Source organism: Paractinoplanes deccanensis, assembly GCF_016862115.1.
Taxonomy (GTDB): Bacteria; Actinomycetota; Actinomycetes; order Mycobacteriales; family Micromonosporaceae; genus Actinoplanes; species Actinoplanes deccanensis.
Genome location: NZ_BOMI01000050.1, coordinates 1 through 20271 on the forward strand (window position 1 = coordinate 1; position 20271 = coordinate 20271).

Annotated in this window: 18 protein-coding genes; 11 read left to right on the forward strand and 7 right to left on the reverse strand. The window is 71.7% G+C overall.

The window, feature by feature from the left end; all coding sequences use genetic code 11:
- Nucleotides 1-1163 (forward strand): molybdopterin-dependent oxidoreductase (locus Ade02nite_RS13665; RefSeq protein WP_203761982.1); only part of this gene is annotated, 1163 nt, incomplete at its 5' end.
- A 178-nt stretch (nucleotides 1164-1341) separates the two neighbouring features.
- Here the strand turns inward: Ade02nite_RS13665 and Ade02nite_RS13670 are convergent.
- Nucleotides 1342-1731, reverse strand: coding sequence for a WhiB family transcriptional regulator (locus tag Ade02nite_RS13670; protein ID WP_097322711.1), 390 nt, complete (start codon nucleotides 1729-1731; stop codon nucleotides 1342-1344).
- Nucleotides 1732-1962: 231 nt separating this feature from the next.
- Here Ade02nite_RS13670 and Ade02nite_RS13675 point away from each other — a divergent pair, with 231 nt between their 5' ends.
- Nucleotides 1963-2811 (forward strand): response regulator transcription factor, encoded by an 849-nt coding sequence (locus Ade02nite_RS13675; protein ID WP_203761983.1) that lies wholly within the window; start codon nucleotides 1963-1965, stop codon nucleotides 2809-2811.
- Between the two features lie 31 nt (nucleotides 2812-2842).
- Here Ade02nite_RS13675 and Ade02nite_RS13680 read toward each other — a convergent pair whose 3' ends face one another.
- Nucleotides 2843-3244, reverse strand: coding sequence for a DUF5319 domain-containing protein (locus Ade02nite_RS13680; RefSeq protein ID WP_203762137.1), 402 nt, complete (start codon nucleotides 3242-3244; stop codon nucleotides 2843-2845).
- Nucleotides 3245-3366: 122 nt separating this feature from the next.
- Here Ade02nite_RS13680 and guaB point away from each other — a divergent pair, with 122 nt between their 5' ends.
- Genes guaB through Ade02nite_RS13695 form a run of 3 tightly spaced genes read left to right on the forward strand, consistent with a single transcriptional unit; the run spans nucleotide 3367 to nucleotide 7448 of the window.
- Nucleotides 3367-4854 (forward strand): IMP dehydrogenase, encoded by a 1488-nt coding sequence (guaB, locus tag Ade02nite_RS13685; RefSeq protein ID WP_203761984.1) that lies wholly within the window; start codon nucleotides 3367-3369, stop codon nucleotides 4852-4854.
- A 50-nt stretch (nucleotides 4855-4904) separates the two neighbouring features.
- Nucleotides 4905-6023, forward strand: coding sequence for a GuaB3 family IMP dehydrogenase-related protein (locus Ade02nite_RS13690; RefSeq protein WP_203761985.1), 1119 nt, complete (start codon nucleotides 4905-4907; stop codon nucleotides 6021-6023).
- 9 nt (nucleotides 6024-6032) lie between these two features.
- Nucleotides 6033-7448, forward strand: coding sequence for a M1 family metallopeptidase (locus tag Ade02nite_RS13695; RefSeq protein ID WP_203761986.1), 1416 nt, complete (start codon nucleotides 6033-6035; stop codon nucleotides 7446-7448).
- Here Ade02nite_RS13695 and Ade02nite_RS13700 read toward each other — a convergent pair.
- Nucleotides 7445-8521, reverse strand: a complete 1077-nt coding sequence (locus tag Ade02nite_RS13700) for an LCP family protein (RefSeq protein ID WP_203761987.1) — start codon at nucleotides 8519-8521, stop codon at nucleotides 7445-7447. The genes Ade02nite_RS13695 and Ade02nite_RS13700 overlap by 4 nt on opposite strands.
- A gap of 129 nt (nucleotides 8522-8650) precedes the next feature.
- Between Ade02nite_RS13700 and Ade02nite_RS13705 the strand changes: the two genes are divergently transcribed.
- The 3 genes from Ade02nite_RS13705 (at nucleotide 8651) to guaA (ending at nucleotide 13035) form a co-directional block, all read left to right on the forward strand.
- A complete protein-coding gene (locus tag Ade02nite_RS13705; protein WP_203761988.1) occupies nucleotides 8651-10447 on the forward strand; it encodes a S8 family serine peptidase in 1797 nt (598 codons plus the stop codon).
- Nucleotides 10448-10566: 119 nt separating this feature from the next.
- A complete protein-coding gene (locus tag Ade02nite_RS13710; RefSeq protein ID WP_203761989.1) occupies nucleotides 10567-11478 on the forward strand; it encodes a S8 family serine peptidase in 912 nt (303 codons plus the stop codon).
- Nucleotides 11479-11487: 9 nt separating this feature from the next.
- Nucleotides 11488-13035, forward strand: coding sequence for a glutamine-hydrolyzing GMP synthase (guaA, locus tag Ade02nite_RS13715; protein WP_203761990.1), 1548 nt, complete (start codon nucleotides 11488-11490; stop codon nucleotides 13033-13035).
- Nucleotide 13036: 1 nt separating this feature from the next.
- On the opposite strand, the gene Ade02nite_RS13720 is transcribed toward guaA, so the two are convergent.
- A complete protein-coding gene (locus Ade02nite_RS13720) occupies nucleotides 13037-13237 on the reverse strand; it encodes a PspC domain-containing protein (RefSeq protein WP_203761991.1) in 201 nt (66 codons plus the stop codon).
- Between the two features lie 204 nt (nucleotides 13238-13441).
- Here Ade02nite_RS13720 and Ade02nite_RS13725 point away from each other — a divergent pair, with 204 nt between their 5' ends.
- The 3 genes from Ade02nite_RS13725 (at nucleotide 13442) to Ade02nite_RS13740 (ending at nucleotide 16783) form a co-directional block, all read left to right on the forward strand.
- Complete coding sequence (locus Ade02nite_RS13725) at nucleotides 13442-14392, forward strand: NUDIX hydrolase (protein WP_203761992.1); 951 nt, start codon at nucleotides 13442-13444, stop codon at nucleotides 14390-14392.
- 66 nt (nucleotides 14393-14458) lie between these two features.
- Nucleotides 14459-15601: an NUDIX hydrolase gene (locus tag Ade02nite_RS49240; protein WP_239168735.1), complete on the forward strand. Its 1143-nt coding sequence runs from the start codon at nucleotides 14459-14461 to the stop codon at nucleotides 15599-15601.
- Nucleotides 15602-15901: 300 nt separating this feature from the next.
- The gene (locus Ade02nite_RS13740) at nucleotides 15902-16783 is read left to right on the forward strand and encodes a CDP-alcohol phosphatidyltransferase family protein (protein ID WP_203762141.1); all 882 of its coding nucleotides are present in this window, start codon (nucleotides 15902-15904) and stop codon (nucleotides 16781-16783) included.
- Nucleotides 16784-16842: 59 nt separating this feature from the next.
- Here the strand turns inward: Ade02nite_RS13740 and Ade02nite_RS13745 are convergent, their stop codons facing one another.
- The 3 genes from Ade02nite_RS13745 to Ade02nite_RS13755 all read right to left on the reverse strand — a co-directional run bounded on the left by Ade02nite_RS13745 (nucleotide 16843) and on the right by Ade02nite_RS13755 (nucleotide 20110).
- Nucleotides 16843-18084, reverse strand: coding sequence for a phosphatidylserine decarboxylase (locus Ade02nite_RS13745; protein WP_203761993.1), 1242 nt, complete (start codon nucleotides 18082-18084; stop codon nucleotides 16843-16845).
- A gap of 182 nt (nucleotides 18085-18266) precedes the next feature.
- Entirely contained in the window at nucleotides 18267-18626 is a 360-nt protein-coding gene (locus tag Ade02nite_RS13750; RefSeq protein WP_203761994.1) for a hypothetical protein, read from the reverse strand.
- Nucleotides 18623-20110 carry a PspC domain-containing protein gene (locus Ade02nite_RS13755; protein ID WP_203761995.1) on the reverse strand — a complete coding sequence of 496 codons (1488 nt, stop codon included), beginning with the start codon at nucleotides 20108-20110 and terminating at the stop codon, nucleotides 18623-18625. The genes Ade02nite_RS13750 and Ade02nite_RS13755 overlap by 4 nt, the downstream gene beginning before the upstream one ends.
- Between the last annotated feature and the right edge of the window lie 161 nt (nucleotides 20111-20271).

Consider the following 20271-nt stretch of genomic DNA (forward strand, 5'->3'; position numbering starts at 1 on the left):
CTGGAACGGTCGGCGCGGCCGGTGGAGTGGCGGTTGAAGCGTCGGCTGGAGTAAAGGGTGGCGGGGCCGGTGGTGGCGATCGCGGGGCGCGTGATCTCGATCAGAACGAGCGGCGGCGCTTCCTCAAAGGGCTCGGCCTGGCCGCCGGCCTCGCGCTGGTCGGCGGCGTCGCGGGGCGGCTGCTCACGGCGCGGCAGGCGGTCAAGCAGGCCCGCAACGAGGTGGTGCTGCCGCGGCCACGGCAGCCCGTGCCGGTGGTGCCGGCCGGGGCGCAGGTGCCGGGCGTCACCCCGTACGTCTCCGCCAATGATGATTTCTATCGGATCGACACCGCGCTCTATCCGCCGCAGGTGGACCCGTCGACATGGCAGTTGCGGATCCACGGGATGGTGCGCAACCCGATCACCCTGACCTGGGAGCAGCTGCTCCAGCGGCCGATGATCGAGCGGTACGTGACGCTCGCGTGCGTGTCCAACGAGGTCGGTGGCGACCTGATCGGCAACGCGCTGTGGCTGGGCACGCCGATCAAGGAGCTGCTCGACGAGGCCGGCCCGCTGCCGGGCGCCGATCAGGTCGTGCAGCGGTCGGTGGACGGGTGGACCTGCGGGACGCCGACGGCGGTGCTCCGCGACGGGCGGGACGCGCTGCTGGCGGTGGGGATGAACGGGGAGCCGCTGCCGGTCGACCACGGGTTCCCAGTGCGCATGGTCGTGCCCGGCCTGTACGGGTACGTGAGCGCCTGCAAGTGGATCACCGAGATCGAGCTGAGCCGGTTCGCCGACTTCGACGCCTACTGGGTGCCGCGGGGCTGGTCGGCGCAGGGCCCGATCAAGACCGAGTCGCGCATCGACACGCCGCGGGACGGGGCGAAGCGGTCCGCGGGCACCGTGGTCGTGGGCGGCGTGGCCTGGGCGCAGCACACCGGCATCACCAAGGTCGAGGTGCAGGTCGACGACGGCCCGTGGGCGGAGGCGACGCTCGCCGCGACGGTCTCGGTGGACACGTGGCGGCAGTGGAGTTATCAGTGGGAGGCCACGCCCGGTGACCATCGGCTGCGGGTGCGGGCCACGGACCGTACCGGGCAGACCCAGACGAGCACGCCCGCGCCGCCCGCTCCCGACGGCGCCACCGGCTGGCACGCTGTCCAGGTGAGCATCGGCTGACGGGGGCCGCCGTGCCACATCATCGAAGGCCGCACTAACGGTCCGTCTCGGAAAGACAAGTCGCTCATACGGTGGGTTGCATGTCCACCGATGCGGTTGTTGAAGAGCCGTCGAACAACGCGACCCGGCCCCCGGACGGGGACCGGATCGTCATGGTCGTGCCGGACGCGTCCGAGCGTCAGGCAGCGGGCGCCTGCCGTTGTGCCGGCACCGCCGACTTGTGGGGCCGGCCGAGGCGGGCCTCCAGGCGAGCAAGGTCGACACGTCCGTGATGACGGTCGGCGAGGTCCTCCCAGCCGACGGCGAGCAGCCGCAGCCGCTCCGCTTCGCTGAAACCTCCCCAGACCCCGTACGGCTCACGAACCGCGAGGGCGTGGGCGGCGCACTCGGCCCGAACAGGGCACGCGCCGCACATGGCCTTTGCTTTGGCCTCCCGGCGGTTGCGGGACGAACCGCGCTCGCCGTCCGGGTGGAAGAACTGTGCACTGTCCCGGCCCCGGCACAGCCCGAGTCGCTGCCAATCCCAGAGGTCGGCAATGGGCCCGGGCAGTCTGCGAACGTTCGACATGAAACACCCTCCTCCCGCGTGGCCACGCGGAGTGTCGTCATGAGGGCCCTTGCTCAGGCCTGCCGCGGTGTTACCCCGGTGATCCCCGGCTCACACGCACCATGTCGATGTCTTCTGAAGCCGCATGACATCGGGCAAGCAACTCATACCGATCTTTCCCATTTTTTCCATCTAAAGCGCGTAATGCTGCGGCCCTCGCGTGATCTCCTCTGAGAGAGAAGGAGGATCACTGTGCGTACCGTCCTCGTGTGCGTCCGTACCCCGCTGGCGGCCCAGACCGTCGCGTCCACCGCGGCCCGGCTCGGCATGACCGGCGTCGTCCGGACCGCGGTCAGCGAGACCGAGGCCATGATCCGCCTGGCTGAACGGCCGGCTGAAGTGGTCCTGGCTGACACCGCCGTGACCCGTCCCGACAGCGTCGGCTTCACCCGGCGCGTCCTCGCCCGTGCCCCGCAGGCACAGGTCGTCCTCTTCGGTGCCGAGGACCCGCGCGTCGCCGCGGCGGCCGTGGCCGCCGGCGCCCGCGGAGTCATCCGCGGCGTGGAGCACGACCTGGTCAGCGTGGTCGCCAAGGCGCTGCTGCTGCTCCTGCTCCCGGTGCGCCCGCAGGGCATGCCGATCAACGGGGCGAACGCCCAGCCGGCCACCGTGGCCGGCGGGGCCCGCAACACCAACTCGACCGCGGCGCGTGCCGCCTATCAGAACGGTCTCGGCGTGGGCTCGCCCAACGCCGCTGCCGTGCCCGCCATGCTGCCCAACTCGCCGATGGTGCCGGCGCAGCGTGGTGATGCCCCGATCGATCCCGCGACCGGCCGGCCCATGGTGGCCTGGCCGGGCAACGAGACGCAGGTCGGCGTCGCCGACCCGGCGCCCGCCGGCCGGCGGCTCACGCTCACCGAGCGCGAGTTGCAGGTGTTGCGGGGGATGGCCGACGGCAAGAGCAACGCCGAGATCGGCCGGGAGCTCTTCGTCTCGGAAGACACGGTGAAGACCCACGCCCGGCGCCTCTTCCGCAAGCTCGGGGCTCGCGACAGAGCCCACGCGGTGGCAGCCGGCTTCCGGGCCGGGCTGGTCGCCTGAGGAACCGGCCGGGGGACTGAGCGCCCCCGGCCTATTCTTTGCCCTCGTCGGTGCCCTCGGTCAGCGTGTCGTGGACGCCGTCGGCGTAACCCCTCGCGTACTCCCACGTGACGTAGTGGTCGGGGTCGGGATCGTAGGCCGGCTCGTGCACGCGCGGCCGCCCGCTGCTCAGCAGATGGCGCAGGTTGCCCCGGAGCAGGTCCCAGTCGAAGTAGTGTGGCTCGTGGCAGTCCTCACACTCGATGACCAGGCCACGGATGCCCGTCGGGCTGAGTAGCGCCTGATAGATCTCCAGGTCGGAGAGGTCCTCCAGGACGTCCTGCCGTTCGGCCTCGGTCAGCGGCTCGGTCTCGGCGTCCTCGCTAAGGTCGTCGAGACCGGCGGCCGGGTCGGTGGGGTCGCCGTTGAACGGGTCGATCGGCTCTTCTTGCACCCCCATACCGTACTCACCTTCAGCAGATGTGTGCTGGCCCGCACGCCCGGTCCGTCCGCCCGGGTGTCCCGTGGCGGATAGGTACGATGAACCATCCGTCCTCTTGCAGTTAGGGATGCTCCGTGGAGACAGATTCCGCTCGTACGGTTCCGCTCGGTCTGACTTTCGACGACGTGCTCCTCCAGCCCGGTGAATCGGACATCGTTCCCAGCCGGGTCAATACGAGGACACGCCTGACCCGGAACATCGAGTTGACCATCCCGCTGCTCTCCGCCGCGATGGACACGGTCACCGAGGCGCGCATGGCGATCGCGATGGCCCGCCAGGGCGGCATCGGCGTGCTGCACCGCAACCTCTCGCCCGAGGACCAGGCCGCCCAGGTCGACCTGGTCAAGCGGTCCGAGTCCGGCATGATCACCAACCCGGTCACCTGCAGCCCCGACGACACGCTGCGCGAGGTCGACCAGCTCTGCGGCCGCTACCGCATCTCCGGCGTGCCGGTGACCGACGCCGACGGCACCCTGGTCGGCATCGTCACCAACCGCGACATGCGCTTCGTCACCGACGAAGACGCCAAGGTCCGCGACGTCATGACCAAGATGCCGCTGATCACGGCGCCGGTCGGCGTGAGCAAGGACGAGGCGCTCCACCTCCTCCAGCAGCACAAGATCGAAAAGCTGCCGCTGGTCGACGAGAGCGGCCGCCTGCGCGGGCTGATCACGGTGAAGGACTTCACCAAGAGCGAGCAGTTCCCCGACGCGACCAAGGACGCGCAGGGCCGGCTGCGGGTCGCCGCGGCCGTCGGCGTGGGCGACGAGTCGTACAAGCGGGCCCGCGGCCTGATCGACGCCGGCGTCGACGTGATCATCGTGGACACCTCGCACGGCCACCAGCGCCAGGTGCTCGACATGATCGCCCGGCTCAAGCGCGACACCGCCACCGACATCGTCGGCGGCAACGTGGCGACCTACGCGGGCGCCAAGGCGATGGTCGAGGCCGGCGCCGACGCGGTGAAGGTCGGCGTGGGCCCGGGCGCCATCTGCACCACGCGCATCGTCGCGGGCGTCGGCGTCCCGCAGATCACCGCCGTGATGGAGGCCGCGCGGGCCTGCCGCCCGGCCGGCGTCCCGGTGATCGCCGACGGCGGCATCCAATACAGCGGCGACATCGCCAAGGCCATCGTGGCGGGCGCCGAGGCGGTCATGCTGGGCGGCCTGCTGGCCGGCTCCGAGGAGAGCCCCGGCGACCTGATCTTCGTGAACGGCAAGCAGTACAAGTCGTACCGGGGTATGGGCTCGCTCGGCGCGATGCAGTCGCGTGGCCAGGCCAAGTCCTACTCCAAGGACCGCTACTTCCAGCACGACGTGCCCGAGGAGAAGCTGGTCCCCGAGGGCGTCGAGGGCCAGGTGCCCTACCGCGGCCCGCTGTCGCGCGTCGTCGGCCAGCTGGTCGGCGGGGTGCGCCTGGCGATGGGCTACGCGGGCGCCGAGACGATCCCGGACTTGCAGGAGCGCGGCCAGCTCATCAGGATTACCGCCGCGGGCCTCAAGGAAAGCCACCCGCACGACATCCAGATGACGGTCGAGGCCCCCAACTACCACTCCCGCTAACCCTTCCAACCACCCCGCCACCGCCCTCAAAGGATAGAAGGCATTCCCTCATGCGCGACGTAGTGGAGATCGGTCTCGGCAAGACCGCCCAGCGGGGGTACCACCTGGACGACATCGCCATCGTCCCGAGCCGCCGCACCCGCGACGTGGACGACGTGTCCACCGAGTGGCGCCTCGACGCGTACCCCTTCAAGATCCCCTGCGTCGCGCATCCGTCCGACGCCACCATGAGCCCGGAGTCCGCGATCGCCCTGGGCCGCCTCGGCGGCCTGGGCGTGCTCAACGCCGAGGGCCTCTGGACCCGGTACGAAGACCCCACCAAGATCCTCGAGGAGCTGGCCTCGCTCGACGAGGACGCCGACGCGACCAAGCGGCTCCAGGAGGTCTACTCCGAGCCGATCAAGCCGGAGCTGATCGCCGAGCGGGTGCGGACGATGCGCGAGGGCGGCGTCACCGTCGCCGTCCGGGTCTCGCCGCAGCACACGCTGGCGCTGGCCCCGGTGGTGCTCGACGCCGGCGTCGACCTGCTCGTCATCCAGGGCACCCTGGTCAGCGCCGAGCACGTCTCCACCACCGACGAGCCGCTCAACCTCAAGGAGTTCATCGCCGACCTCGACCTGCCGGTCATCGTCGGCGGCTGCACCGACTACAAGACGGCACTCCACCTGATGCGCACCGGCGCCGCCGGCGTGATCGTGGGTGTCGGCGCCGACGAGTGGTCCACCACCGACACCGTGCTGGGCATCAGGGTGCCGATGGCGACCGCGATCGCCGACGCCGCGGCCGCCCGCCGCGACTATCTCGACGAGACCGGCGGCCGCTACGTTCACCTGATCGCGGACGGTGGCCTCTCCACATCGGGTGATATCGCGAAGGCGATCGGGTGCGGCGCTGACGCCGTGATGCTCGGAGAGCCCCTCTCGCTGGCCGAGGGAGCGCCCGCCGGAGGGGCCTGGTGGCACTCCGCGGCGAGCCACCCGCAGCTTCCCCGGGGCGGCTTCTGCATCGCCGGTGAGCCCGACGGCACGCTGGAAGAGCTGCTCTTCGGCCCCGCCGACCGGCCCGACGGCCACCTCAACCTCTTCGGCGGGCTCCGGCGCGCGATGGCCAAGTGCGGCTACAGCGACGTCAAGGAGTTCCAAAAAGTCGCGCTGGTCCTCGACCGCTAACCTCGCGCCATGAGGCGCGTAGCGATGGTGCTCGCGGTCGCTCTGGTGACCGCGGGGTGCTCGGACGACTCCGAGCCGGTGACGAGTCCGTCCTCCGCGGCGCCGGTCTTCACGGCCGGCGCCGACGGTGCCGGGGACCCGTATTTCCCGAAATACGGCAACGGCGGGTACGACGTCGCCGCGTACGACCTGAAGCTGAGGTTCGACCCCAAGACGGATCAGCTCTCCGGCACGGCCACGATCACCGCGACCGCCACGCAGGACCTGTCGTCCTTCAACCTCGACCTGTCCAAGCTCGCCGTCAGCGCCGTGACCGTCGACGGCGAGAAGGCGGCCTCCACGGCCTCCGGCGCCGAGCTGACCGTCAAGCCGTCCGGGGGCATCGCGCGGGGCCGCGAGTTCACCACCGTCATCCGGTACGGGGGACAGCCGTCCCGCCTCGCCAACTCCGCCCTCGGCGACGGCGGCTGGCTCGAGACGCCCACCGGGGCGATCGCGCTGGGCCAGCCCGAGTCCGCCAGCACGTGGTATCCGGTGAACGACCACCCGTCCGACAAGGCGACCTGGCGGCTGGAGATGACCGTGCCGGCCGGGCTCGAGGTGCTGAGCAACGGCGTGCAGAGCCCGGCCCGCACCGACGGGGGCTGGAGCACGTGGACCTGGTCCGAGAGCTCGCCGATGGCCAGCTACCTGTCGTACGTGGTGATCGGGCAATACCGCATCGCCGCGAGCACGCACGGCGGCAAGCCGATGATCACCGCGATCGCCGACTCGCTGCCCGCCGACGGCCCGGCCGCGAAGTCGATCGCGCGCACCGGCGAGATCACCGACTTCCTGGCGACGAAGTTCGGCCCCTACCCGTTCGACGCCAACGGCGGCGTCGTCGTCGACGAGCAGCGCATCGGCTACGCGCTCGAGACGCAGAGCCGCCCGGTGTACGGGCCGGCGTTCTTCGCCGCCGGCGACAACGAGACGGTGGTCGCCCACGAGCTGGCGCACCAGTGGTTCGGCGACAGCGTGGCGCTCGACCGCTGGCAGGACATCTGGCTCAACGAGGGCTTCGCCACGTACGCGGAATGGCTGTGGGACGAGCACGAGAAGGTGCAGACCGTCGAGCAGTCGTTCGACGACGTCTACGACAACTACGGGTGGGACCAGACGCCCGAGACCACCGGCGACCCCGGCGCCGCCCGGATCTTCGGCGACGCCGTCTACCAGCGCGGCGGCATGACCGTGTACGCGCTGCGCAAGACCATCGGGGACGCCGCCTTCGACAAGCTGCTGGTCGCGTGGACCACCCAGCACCGGGACGGCAACGCCACCACCGAGGACCTGATCGCCCTGGCCGAGCAGATCTCCGGCAAGCAGCTCGACGACTTCTTCCGCGCCTGGATCTACGAGAAGGCCAAGCCGCCGAAGCCCTAGCCCTTGTCGACCAGTCCGGGGTGGCTCGCCAGGTAGGCGGCGGGCCTGCCCTGGGCGACGGCGGTGACGAAGCCCTTGCCCTCGGCGGTCAGCCGCTCGCCGAGGTAGCCGCTGCTGCCCGAGACGCTGTCGCCGGGCAGGCTGACCCGGGTGATGGTCTTCGCGGTCAGGCCGCGCAGGGCGTAGGCGTATTCGACCGGCGTGCGCCCGCCCAGGTAGACGAGGGTCTCGCCGAGCGCGCCGACGATGCCCTCCAGCGCGGCGGGGTCGTCGGCGAGGTCGCGGGAGAGCGCCTTGTCGAACAGGGCCGCGACCAGTTGCCGCTGGTGGCGCTGGCGGTCGTAGTCGCCGTTCGGCAGGCCGTACCGCTGGCGGGCGTAGTCGATGGCCTGCCACCCGGACAGGTGGCGCCGGCCGGGCTGGTAGACGGCCTGCGGGCCGATGTAGTCGCCGCCCGAGAGGGTCCGCAACGAGCCGTCCGGCCTGCGGTGCCGCGACTTCACCGTCTGGTCGATCACCAGGTCGACGCCGCCGAGCTGGTCGGTGAGGCGGGCCAGGCCGGTGAACGTGAGGATCGCCCCGGCCTGGATCTCCTTGATGCCGGTGTAGTCGCGCACCGCCTTCGCGAGCAGCTCGTAGCCCTTGCGGACGTCCGGGTTCTGCTTGCCGGCGCCGCGGCTCATCGCCTCGGTGATCTTGTGGGTGCCGCCGTCGTAGGTGACCCGCAGGTCGCGGGGGAGCGAGTAGAGGTACGCCTTCTTCAGCCCGCGCTCGACGTGCAGCAGCATGATGGCGTCGGCGTGCGGCTGCCAGTCGGGGATGCTCACCCGGGTGTCCACGCCGACCAGCAGCAGGTCGAGCGGGCCGGTGATGTCGGCGCCGGGCGAGGGCGGCGGCGTGGTCGGCGCGGTGGTGGGTGGCGTCGTGGGCGCCGCCGACGCCGGCGGCACCGGGGTGGGAGCCGCTGAGGGCTTGTCCGGCCCGGAGCGCACGGCCCAGGCGATGCCGCCGCCGACGAGCAGCGCGAGCGCCACGGCCGCGGCGATCCAGAGACCGAGCCTGCTGTTCCGCATGGCGGAACACTAATTCACGGTGATGATCTCGCTCAATGCTCCAAGATCCCGCACTGTGAAACCGCTCATTGCGTTTCCGCCACCGGCCCGTACGCTGACCGCCGCTATTCAACGGGGGAGGCAGCTTCGATGAGGCTCACCAAGCGCCGGCTGGCCGTCGGCGCGACATCCGCCGCGGTCGTCGTGGCGATGACGAGCGCGACCACCTGGGCCCTGGCCGGCACCGAGTCGGCGCCCGCGCAGCCGGGCAAGCCCGTGCGGCTGGTCGTCGGCTACAAGGACGGCGCCAACCGCGCACCGGCCGCGCAGACGCTCGCGGCCGCCGGCGCCGCCAAGCTCAGCGCCGCCGCGGCGACCGGCGAGGCGGCGCTCGGGCAGCTCAACGCGCTGGCCGTGCAGGTGCCGGCCGCGCGCAGCGCCTCGGCGATCGCCGCGCTGCGCAGCGACCCGAACGTGGCCTACGTCGAGGTCGACCAGCAGCGTCGCGCGACGCTGGCGCCGAACGACCCGGGCTACACGTCCGGCCGGCAGCCCGAGCTGGGCGAGGTGCGCGTGCCGCTGGCCTGGGACACGACGACCGGCGGCGCCTCGCCCGTCAAGATCGCCGTCGTGGACACCGGCGTGAACGCGACCGCCGACCTGTCCGGCGCGCTGCTGCCCGGCCACGACTTCGTCAACAACGACTCGTCGGCGGCCGACGACGCGGGCCACGGCAGCCAGGTCGCCGCGATCATCGCCGCGCGGGGCAACAACGGCAAGGGCATCGCCGGCGTCTGCTGGACCTGCAAGATCATCCCGGTCAAGGTGCTGGACAGCCAGGGCAGCGGCTACGACAGCGACGTGGCGGCCGGCATCATCTGGGCCGTCAAGCAGGGCGCGAAGGTCATCAACCTGTCGCTGGGCGGGCCGGCCTCGTCGAAGGTGCTCGCCGACGCTGTCGCCTACGCCAACACCAACAGCGTGCTGGTCGTCGCGGCGGCCGGCAACAAGTCCTACGCCGGCGACCCGCTGACCAACCGGTCCTACCCGGCGGCCTACACCGACGTGGTGGCGGTCGCCGCCACCGCGTACCGGTCGAACGCGATCGCCTCGTACTCGTACCGCAACTGGTCCGGCGACAAGTGGATCGACGTCGCCGCGCCGGGCACCGTGGCCAAGCTCGACCGCAACGGCAACCTCACCACCTCCACGATCAACGGCACCTCGTTCGCGGCGCCGATCGTGGCGGGCATCGCCGGCCTGGTCAAGGCCAAGAACCCCGGCTTCAGCGGCTGGTCGCTGATGTCGGCCCTGCAGAGCGCCGCCGCGAAGCACAAGATCGGCTCGGTCGTCACGTACGGCAAGATCGACGCCAAGGACGCGCTGACCTTCGCCACCGACCGCACGCCGCCGAAGTCGACCGGCATCGGCCCGGCGCAGAACGCGCTGGTCCGCGCCACGACCACGATCGTGCCGGGCGGCATCTCGGACAACTGGTCGGGCATCCGGCTGGTCCAGCTCTACGTGAACGGCGTGTACAAGGGCTACGCGGCCAAGGCGCCGTGGGGCGTGCCGTTCAAGACGAACGCGTACAACGGCGCCACCAAGGTGCAGCTGAAGATCTTCGACAAGGCCGGCAACACGTTCTCGCCGTCGGTGCGCACGCTGATCGTGGACAACGTCGCGCCGGTCGTGAAGATCACCTCGGCTCCGAAGAGCGGCTCGAAGATCAGCGGCACGGTGACGGTCAAGTTCACCCGGTCGGACGCGCGCGGCATCAAGGTCGTCCAGCTGCTGATCAACGGCAAGGTGTCGCAGGTGCGCTCCACGACCACGCCGTTCACGTTCAAGGCGAGCTCGGTGCCGAACAACACCACGGTGCAGCTGCGGGCGTACGACAAGGCGGGCAACTCGGCGCTCTCGGCCAAGTACACCTACAAGAAGTGAACAACCTGACCGCACCCGGACGGGACCGCAACGGTCAGTGAGCGAACCGAATCGAAAGGAGCCGGCCACCGTGGCCGGCTCCTTTTCGCTTGTGGGGGTCGTTCGTCTTGTTCGCTCGGGTGGGGAAGCTGTTCGCCGGTCTGCTCGCGGGTGCCGCGCTGTTCGCCGTGCCCGGCGGCGACGTCGCGATGGCGTCGGCCGACGGCTGGTCGCGGCCGAACGACCCCGGCTTCTCGACCCAGTGGGGCCTCAAGCAGACCCGCGTCGACCAGGTGTGGAACAGCAACCGGGGCAACCCGCGGGTGATCGTCGCGGTGCTCGACACCGGCGTCAACCCGCTGCCGGACCTGCGGACCCGCATGCTGCCCGGCCACGACTTCGTCAACGAGGACAGCAACCCGGCCGACGACAACGGGCACGGCACGATGGCCGCCGGCGTGGTCGCCGCGGGCGGCGCCAACCGCACCGGCATCGCCGGCATCTGCTGGAACTGCCGCATCCTGCCGGTGAAGGTGCTCAACGCCAAGGGCAGCGGCACCTACACCGACATCGCCCAGGGCATCCGCTTCGCGGCCGATCGCGGCGCGCGCGTGATCAGCCTGTCGCTGGGCGGCAACGCCGACAGCACGATCCTGCGCGACGCCGTCACCTACGCCGAGGGCAAGGGCGCGCTGATCGTCGCCGCGGCCGGCAACAAGGGCGTCTCGGCCGCGCACTACCCGGCGGCCATCCCGTCGGTCCTCGCGGTCGGCGGCGTCACCTCGACCGGCGCGCGGTACAGCTGGTCGAACTACGGCTCGTGGGTCGACGTCACCGCGCCCGGCTGCAACCCGGCGCAGGGCCCGTCCGGCGCGATCGGGCAGTACTGCGGCACCTCGTCGGCGGCCCCGTTCGTGGCCGGCGTGGCGGGCCTGCTCGCCTCCAGCCCGCTGCAGCCCACCGCGGGTGAGATCCGGGCCGCCATCGTCGGGACGAAGTCGTCGCCGTCGGGCCGGGTCGACGCGCTGAAGGCCCTCCAGGCCCTCCGGTAAACTTCTCCGGTGAGCACTCCCCGCCCCGTTCTCGTCGTCGATTTCGGCGCCCAGTACGCCCAGTTGATCGCCCGCCGTGTCCGCGAGGCGCGGGTCTACTCCGAGATCGTCCCGCACTCGATGCCGGTCGCCGAGATGCTGGCCAAGAACCCCGCCGCGATCATCCTGTCCGGCGGCCCGTCCAGCGTCTACGAGCCGGGCGCTCCGGTGCTCGACCCGAGCCTGTTCGACAACGAGGTGCCGGTCTTCGGCATCTGCTACGGCTTCCAGGCCATGGCACAGGCGCTGGGCGGCACGGTGGCACACACCGGCTCGCGCGAATACGGCCGCACCCTGCTGACCGCCCAGGGCGGCACGCTGCTGCGCGAGCTCCCAGACGACCTGCCGGTCTGGATGAGCCACGGCGACAGCGTCGCGGTCGCCCCGCAGGGCTTCGCGGTGACCGCCTCGACGCCCGGCGCCCCGGTGGCCGCGTTCGAGGATCTCACCGCCCGCCGGGCCGGCGTGCAGTTCCACCCCGAGGTGGCGCACACCGAGCAGGGGCAGGAGATGCTCAAGCGGTTCCTCTACGACATCGCGGGCATCGAGCCGACCTGGACCTCGACCAACATCATCGAGGAGCAGGTGGCCGCGATCCGCGAGCAGGTCGGCGACAAGCAGGTGATCTGCGGCCTCTCCGGCGGTGTCGACTCGGCGGTCGCCGCCGCGCTCGTCCACAAGGCCGTCGGCGACCAGCTCACCTGCATCTTCGTCGACCACGGCCTGCTGCGCGCCGGCGAGGCCGAGCAGGTCGAGAAGGACTACGTCGCCGCCACCGGCATCCGGCTCAAGGTGGTCGACGCCGCCGACTCGTTCCTGGGCCACCTGGCCGGGGTGACCGACCCCGAGCAGAAGCGCAAGATCATCGGCCGCGAGTTCATCCGCACCTTCGAGGCCGCGGCCCGCGAGCTCGACGCCGAGCGGCACATCGAGTTCCTCGTGCAGGGCACGCTCTACCCCGACGTGGTCGAGTCGGGCGGCGGCACCGGCACCGCCAACATCAAGTCGCACCACAACGTGGGCGGGCTCCCCGACGACCTTCAGTTCGCGCTGATCGAGCCGCTGCGCACCCTGTTCAAGGACGAGGTGCGAGCCCTGGGTACGGAGCTGGGCCTGCCCGACGAGATGGTGCACCGCCACCCGTTCCCGGGCCCCGGTCTCGCCATCCGCATCATCGGCGCCGTCGACCGCGAGCGGCTCGACCTCCTGCGCGCCGCCGACCTGATCGCCCGCGAGGAGCTGACCGCGGCGGGGCTCGACCGCGACGTCTGGCAGTTCCCCGTGGTGCTGCTGGCCGACGTGCGCAGCGTCGGGGTGCAGGGCGACGGCCGCAGCTATGGCCACCCGGTGGTGCTGCGCCCGGTCTCCAGCGAGGACGCGATGACCGCCGACTGGTCGCGCCTGCCGTACGACGTGATCGCCAAGATCTCCACCCGGATCACGAACGAGGTCCGCGAGGTCAACCGGGTGGTCCTCGACGTGACGAGCAAGCCGCCGGGCACCATCGAGTGGGAGTGAGTCACCATTCTTCGGGCATCAGGAACCACATCACGGGGTAGGCGAGCAGCGCCGCACCCCAGGTGACGGCTGCCAGGACGACGAAGGCGACCCGGATCAGCACCGGGTCGACCCCGAAATAGCGGCCGATGCCGCTGCACACGCCTGCCCCGACGCGGTCGTCCTTCGGGCGGCGGAGGAGCTTGTAGGGTGCCTCGTTCATGCCACCATGGTGGGACGGGACGAGGCCCTACGACCTCAGGTGAGGCCCGGATACGTACCCTGAAATGATGGTTACCTGCCGTGGTCGATCCGGTGCACGTTGTCCCGGGCAACGCTCTGATCAGGGATTACGCAGCGCGAGCACGCTGTCAGGAATCCGACAGATGTTTTCTGCAGTTAACATATTCCGGGCAGAATGCCGCCCGTGACCCCCGCACTCGAACCGCTCCGCCGGATCGCCGCCTACGCCGTCGCCCGCGATGACGACGGCCGCGTGCTGCTGGTCCGGGCCTCCAGCCGTTCCGGCACGCCCGGCGTCTGGTCCCTGCCCGGCGGCGCCGTGGACCACGGCGAAGATCCCAACCACACCGTCGTCCGCGAGACGGCGGCCGAGACCGGCCTCTCCGTGGCCGTCTCCGGCCTCCGCGACGTCCTGGCCGACATGCGCGCGCTGCCCCACCGCGGCGTCACGATCCACACCGACCGCCTCATCTACTCGGTCTCCATCCGGGGCGGCACGCTGGTGGACCGCGTCGGCCACCCCACCGACCTGGCCCGCTGGCACACCCTCGAGGAGGCGGAGCGCCTCAAACTCCGCCAGTTCACGGCGACCGCGCTCGGCCTCGGCGGCGCGTCGGCCGACCTGCGCCCCGAGCCGGCGCCCACGTTCCCGTCCTTCTACGCCTACCCCGGCCCCGACGGGCTGCACCGGGCCCAGCGCTTCGCGGCGTACGCGATCGCCACCGACCCGCACGACACCAGCCTGCTGCTGACCCGCATCGCGCCCGGATACCCCGGCGAGGGATGCTGGCACCTCCCCGGCGGCGGCACCGACTACGGCGAGCAGCCCGGCACGGCCCTGATCCGCGAACTGGTCGAGGAGACGGGCCAGGAAGGCCGCCTGGTCTCGCTGCTCGGCGTGGCCAGCCACCGCGACGCGGCGTCCCTCGGCCCCGAGGGCTACCCGATCGACTGGCACGGCGTCCGGGCCTTCTACCGCGTCATCGTCGACGACCCCACCGAGGTCACCGTCAAGGACGTCGGCGGCTCCACCTCCGAGGCGCGCTGGATGCCCCTCAAGGAGGTCGCCGACCTGCCGCGGGACCAGCTCACGGAGGTCACCGCCGAGGCCCTCCACAAGGCCGGCCTCCTCTGACGCGCGCCCCCACTTCCCTGTCAGCGGGCAGGGAGGTGGGGCGTCGAGTCCGGCTATCTTTGCCTTGTGAAGATCAGACGGGTCGGTGCATACGGGATCTGCCGCGACGAATCCGGCCGGGTGCTGCTCGCCCGGAACTCGCCGCTCAGTGAGTTTCCCGGACTGTGGACGCTGCCGGGTGGCGGCGTCGAGCAGGGGGAGCACCCGGACGACGCCGTCGTGCGCGAGTTCGGCGAGGAGACCGGCCTCGAGGTGCGGGTCGACGGCCTGAACACCGTCACCGCCGACGTCTTCCGCCTGCCGGGCGGCGACCTCGAGCACACCGATCGGATCATCTACGACGTCTCGGTCCTCGGCGGCACGCTCCAGAACGAGGCTGAGGGCACCACCGAGCTGGTCGAGTGGGTCACCGATCCGTCGGCTCTGCCCCTGATGCCCTTCACCGCCGCCGCCCTCGGCCACCACTTCTCCGACATTTCCGAAAAATCGGGCAACGGAGGGGTGGAGACCGCGGCCGAAGGTGGCGTGGCTGGGCAGGCCGGCCCTGTGGGAGGTGGGGGCGGAGGGCGCGGCGGCGCTGCGGAAGGAGTCGTAGGGCAGAGCGGCGCTGTGGAAGGAGTCGTAGGGCAGAGCGGCGCTGTGGAAGGAGTCGCAGGGCAGAGCGGCGCTGTGGAAGGCGGGGGTGCTGGGACTGCGGAAGGCAATGCGGGGCTCGTCGACCTGGCTGGCGTGGCGGCGGCCGACGAGGAGGTCGCTCGGCCGGATCGGGTGCAGCGTTTCGGGGCCTATGCGGCGGCGAGTGATCCCGGCGGGCGGGTGCTGCTCACCAAGATCGCGGCCGGCTATCCCGGGGCGGGGCGCTGGCATGTGCCCGGCGGGGGTACCGATCATGGCGAGACACCTGAGGCTGCGCTGGCCCGTGAGGTGTTCGAGGAGACCGGGCAACACGGGCGGGTGACCGGGCTCGTGGAGATCTCGCATCGCTACGACCCGCGGGCCGTTGGCCCGGAAGGGGTGCCGATCGACTGGCACGTCATCCGTGTCCTCTTCCGGGTGGAGGTCGACACGCCGACCGAACCGGCCGTCAAGGAGGTGGACGGGTCCACCGCCGAGGCGCGCTGGTTCACGCTGGACGAGGCGCGGCGGCTCGACCTCACCGAGCCGGCGGCCGTCGCCGTAGCCCGAATCGGGGCGGAACGGGCGAGTTAGAATCGTCACCGGGAGGGGAGAAAGCGTGGCCCGTCCCGAACCCGCCCGGGCAAGGAAACCGGAGTGGCACCCCCCAAACGGCGGTCGATCGACTTCTCGCCAAGGTCGTCCGGCTGTGCGATGGTGTAACCCGCGAATTTCCCCGGTCCGCGTGTGCGGCGGGCTACCGGGACCCAACCCACCGCAACAGTGCAGGTGGGGCCACCTATCCCATGGAGGAAGCACGTGCCGAGAACCCCTTGGCGCCGGCGTCGAACGACGGATAGCCCCCGTCCCGCCGGTCGTCGTTGGGCAGGCCGTCTGCGCCGCGGAGGAAGCCTCGCGCGGCAGGCCCTGATGGTGCGCGTCGGCCGGCGTAACGCCGAGTCAGGCCGAGCCGCCACCGCTACCAGGGCAGAAGTCATCTACACCGGTGCCGAGCACGGACGGGTCCTCGGTCCCGCCGCTCCGCACCTGGCGACCCCGCCGGTCGTTCCCGACGAGGCCCTGCCGGCCTCGCTGCTGCCGGGCGAGCACACCGCGGCCCGCCGGGTCCGGTTCGCGATCGTCAACGGCTGCACCATCGCCAGCCTCGGTCTCGGCCTCACGGCGATCTTCCTGGCGATGCAGGGCGACGTCCGCCTCGCGGCCGCCTGCCTGGTCGCCTGCGTCGCGTTCGACGGCCTCGACGGCGCGCTCGCCCGCAAGCTCGGCGTCTCGAGCCCGTTCGGCGCCCAGATGGACTCGCTGGCCGACATGTGCTCGTTCGGCCTGGCCGCGCCGGTCGTGGTCTACGCCTCGCTGGCGCACACGGTGCCGACCCCGGCCGCCGCCGTCGCCTGCATGCTGGTCGCCGCCTGCGCCGCGATCCGCCTGGCCCGCTTCAACGTCTCGCCCAAGGACGGCAAGTTCTTCTGCGGCGTGCCGACCACGATGGCGGCCGCGGTCCTCGCCGTGACGGTGCTGATCGGCCTGCCGCTGCCCGGCATGGTGCTGATCGGCGGCGTGGCGCTGCTCGCGTTCGCGATGGTCTCCAGCTTCCCGTACGCGAAGCTGGCCCGTCTGCTCCGGCTGCCGGCCTGGCTCTGGCTGCTGCCGATCGTCGGCGCGCTGGTCGACGCCCGCCTCACCTTCGTGATGGTCGTGGCGGCCTACCTGCTCAGCGGCCCGGTCCTCTGGATGCGGGCGAAGCGCACCGCGTGACCCACAGCTGACAATGGCCGCCCCCGGCGAGGGGGCGGCCATTTTTGTCGAACCTGACGTCAGAGCCAGCGGGCGATCACCGAAGAACCGCCGATGACCTTGTCGTTGACCGCGACCAGCGGCTCGGCGGCGCCGGCCGGCAGGTAGACGTCGGTGCGCGAGCCGAAGCGGATCAGGCCCATCCGCTCACCCTTGGCGACCAGCGTGCCCACCGGGGTGCGCTGCACGATGCGCCGGGCGATCAGGCCGGTGCGCTGGGCAACCACCACCGTGCCGTGCTCGGTGTCGAGCACCGTGTACGCCGCGACGTTGTGCTCGGCGGCGGCGGTCATCGCGTTCGCGTACCCGCCCTCCTCCACGAAGTAGTCGGACACGCGGCCCGCCACCGGCACCCGGTTGACGTGCACGTCGAAGACCGACAGGAAGACCGCGATCCGCAGGAACTCGCCGGGCCCGAAACGCTCGTCGGTCATCCGCTCGATCGAGAGGACTCGCCCGTCGGCGGCGGCGACCACCGTCGACGCGTCGCCGGGCACCTCGCGCTCGGGGTCGCGGAAGAATGCCGCCACCGGCGCCGCGGCGAGCGCCGGCAGCAGCCACAGCTTCGACTTCGGCCGGGCCCGGCGGGCGAGCGCCGCCAGCACCAGCGCGATGCCGGCCGCGGCCACGCCGTTGGAGTCGATGTGCATCGAGCGGGTCACCGGCACGCTGGACGGCCTGTACGCCGGCGCGAGCGTTGCGGCCACCCGCGGGTCGGCCGCGGTGAACCGCAGCTTGTGCACCCGCAGCGGCGGCTGGTTGCGCAGCACCAGGTCGGAGCCGACGCCGAAGAGCGCGCCCTGCCGGAAGAGCTCGGCCGCCGCGCCCCCGGTGCGCCCCGGCGTGGCCGGGGTGGCCACGGTGAGCACGGCGCCCTCGTTCAGGTATTTGCCGAGGCGGTCGAGCAGGCCGCGCACCTCGTCGGCGGTGCCGGTGAGCGGCTCGCCGACGATCACCACGTCGGCGGGCTCGGCCTCCTCGAGCGCGTCGACCACGCGCACCCGATCGGCGATCCAGCTGCCCAGCCCGGTGATGTGGTCGCGCAGCAGGTCGGCCGTGCTGCGCTCGCCGGCCACCAGGGTCAGCTTGTCCGCCGGCAGCAGGGCCTCGACCGCGGCGGCCACCACCTCGGTGGCGTGGTCGGCGCCGTACACCAGGGCGGTGGTGGGCGCGTTGTGGCGGGCGAACTCGGCGGTCAGGGCCCGGGCGGCGACGGGGCCGACGCCGGCGATCGGAGCGTTGGACACCACGGGGTACGTCATGTCAACGAGCATATGGGGAAGGGTCTGCCCTGCCGATCGCGCGGGTCTGCGACGTGGCCCAGGCGGCGCCTGACGGCGGCCGCGGAACGGCCACATACAACCCCGGTATGAGGCCGTTCCGCGGCCGACGCCAGCCACCACCTGGACCTCGTCTCGCTCCCCCGTGATCGGCAGGGCAGACCCTAGCGCTGCTCCTTCTCGGGTGGTGCGGGGTGTTCGCGGCCGAAGCGGTCGGCCGGGTCGTCCAGGAGCTCGCGGACGATCGACGCGTGCATCTCGGGCGGGAGGTCGCCCGGGATCTCCGGCTGCGCCGGCTCGGCGGGCGCGGCGGCCGCCATGGCCGGCTCGGGCGTCACGCCGCGGGCCGACCGGAGGGCGCCGAGCAGGCCGATCACGCCGAAGACGATCAGCCCGCCGGCCACCAGCCACCCCACCGCGGGCAGGTGGACGGTCACCACGGCCGAGACCGCCCACCAGAGGACGACCAGCAGGAACAGGATGCCGAAGCTGAGCGAGACGCCGTCCGTGCGATGCGGCCTCATCGGTGCACCTCCAGGTTGCCCGCGTTGAGACGCAGGTCGAGCTTGAGCGTGCCGCCGCCGGCACCGTCCGGGCCGAGGTCGGTCAGGTCCTCGTTGTCGATCGACTCGCCCTCGAAGGTCTTGCCGAACACCTCGGCGCGGCCGTTCTCGACCTGGAGCGCCGCGGTCGTGTCGACGTTCGGCGGGAGGATCACCCGCACCTGGCCGACCTTCATGCTGACCGTGATCGTCTGCTGCTGCCCGGCGAAGTCGACCTGGCGCAGGTCGATCGTGGCGTCGCCGAAGGTGAAGTCGTAGCGGTCGGCGACCTGGGTGAGCGACGTGGGCCGGTAGACGCTGCTGCCGACGTCGTCGCCCCAGCGCTCGGTGCCGGTGGCGATGAAGAGCCCGATGGTGAGCAGCAGGCCGAGCGCGATCAGCCCGCGGGCCCGGCCGAGCCAGGCACCGACGATCAGACCGGCCGCGACCGTGGCGAGCGCTGCCGCGAAGTACGCGGAGACCGCGATGCTCGCTCCGGCCATGTCGATCAGGGTCAGCACGCCCATCACCACGATCACCGCGAAGAAGGTGAGGCGGCCGAGCTTCGAGCGCTCCTTGGGCTTCTTGGGCGGCTTCGGCGGGCGCGGCGGAGCCGGGGGCGCCGGCGGATAGGTGGCGGGGGTGGGCCGGGCGTACGGGCCGTGCGGCGCGAACGGCGGCCGGTAGGCGCCGGGCGGCGGCGCGAACGGCGGCGCGACGGGCGGCATCGGAGCGGTCACCGGCTCGTCGGCCGGCGGCTCCACCACCGGGGGCTCGGCCATCGGCGGCTCGGCCGTCGGCGGCTCCGTCGTGGCGGCCGGGGGCGCCGGAGTCGCCGAGGCCGGCGGGGCGGCGGCGAACTCGGCCGTGGCGAAGGGGTCCTGCGCCGGCGAGGCGAACGGATCCTGCGCGGGCGGGGGCGGCGGCGCAGAGGTGGCCGGCGCAGAGGTGGCCGGCGCTGAGTCGGAGCCGTGGTTGCTGGACCGCTTGATCAGCAGGATGGCGCCGAGGATGACGCCGCACGCGAGCAGGCTGGCCCGCATGCCGTCCTGCACGATGAAGGCGAACGACAGGACCGCGAGGACGCCGAGGATCACCACCGAGACCGGGGAGATGCCGGCCTTGCCCTTGCCGAGCAGCGACTCGACCGGCGAGACGGCGTCGCCCTCGGCCGGGATGATCAGCCACCCGATGAGGTAGAGCAGCACGCCGACACCGCTGATGATGCCCAGCACGGCGAAGAGCACCCGCCACAGCACCGGGTCGGTGTTGGTGGCACGGGCGAGGGCACCCGAGACGCCGGCCAGATAGCGGCCCTGGCGGGGGCGCACGAGCTTGTCCCGCGAGAACGTGGGGCCACCGGCCCACGGCGGGGCGTTCTTGTCCGCGGCAGGAGGAGGCGCCGCGGCAGGGGGCGGCTGCGTGCCCTGGTGCGCACCCTGCTGTTCGGCAGCTTCGTCGGTCATGGCATCGATCCTCGCGCCCCGGGCACCCGAGGCGCTTCCGGCGGCGACCCTGAGGCCACCCTGAGATCCGGCCACCCGGATACCAGGGGAAGTTCCCCGTGGTCCGCGCGGCCCGAACGTGTGACGATCGGAGTACACAACCGAGGAGGAGCCATCACCAC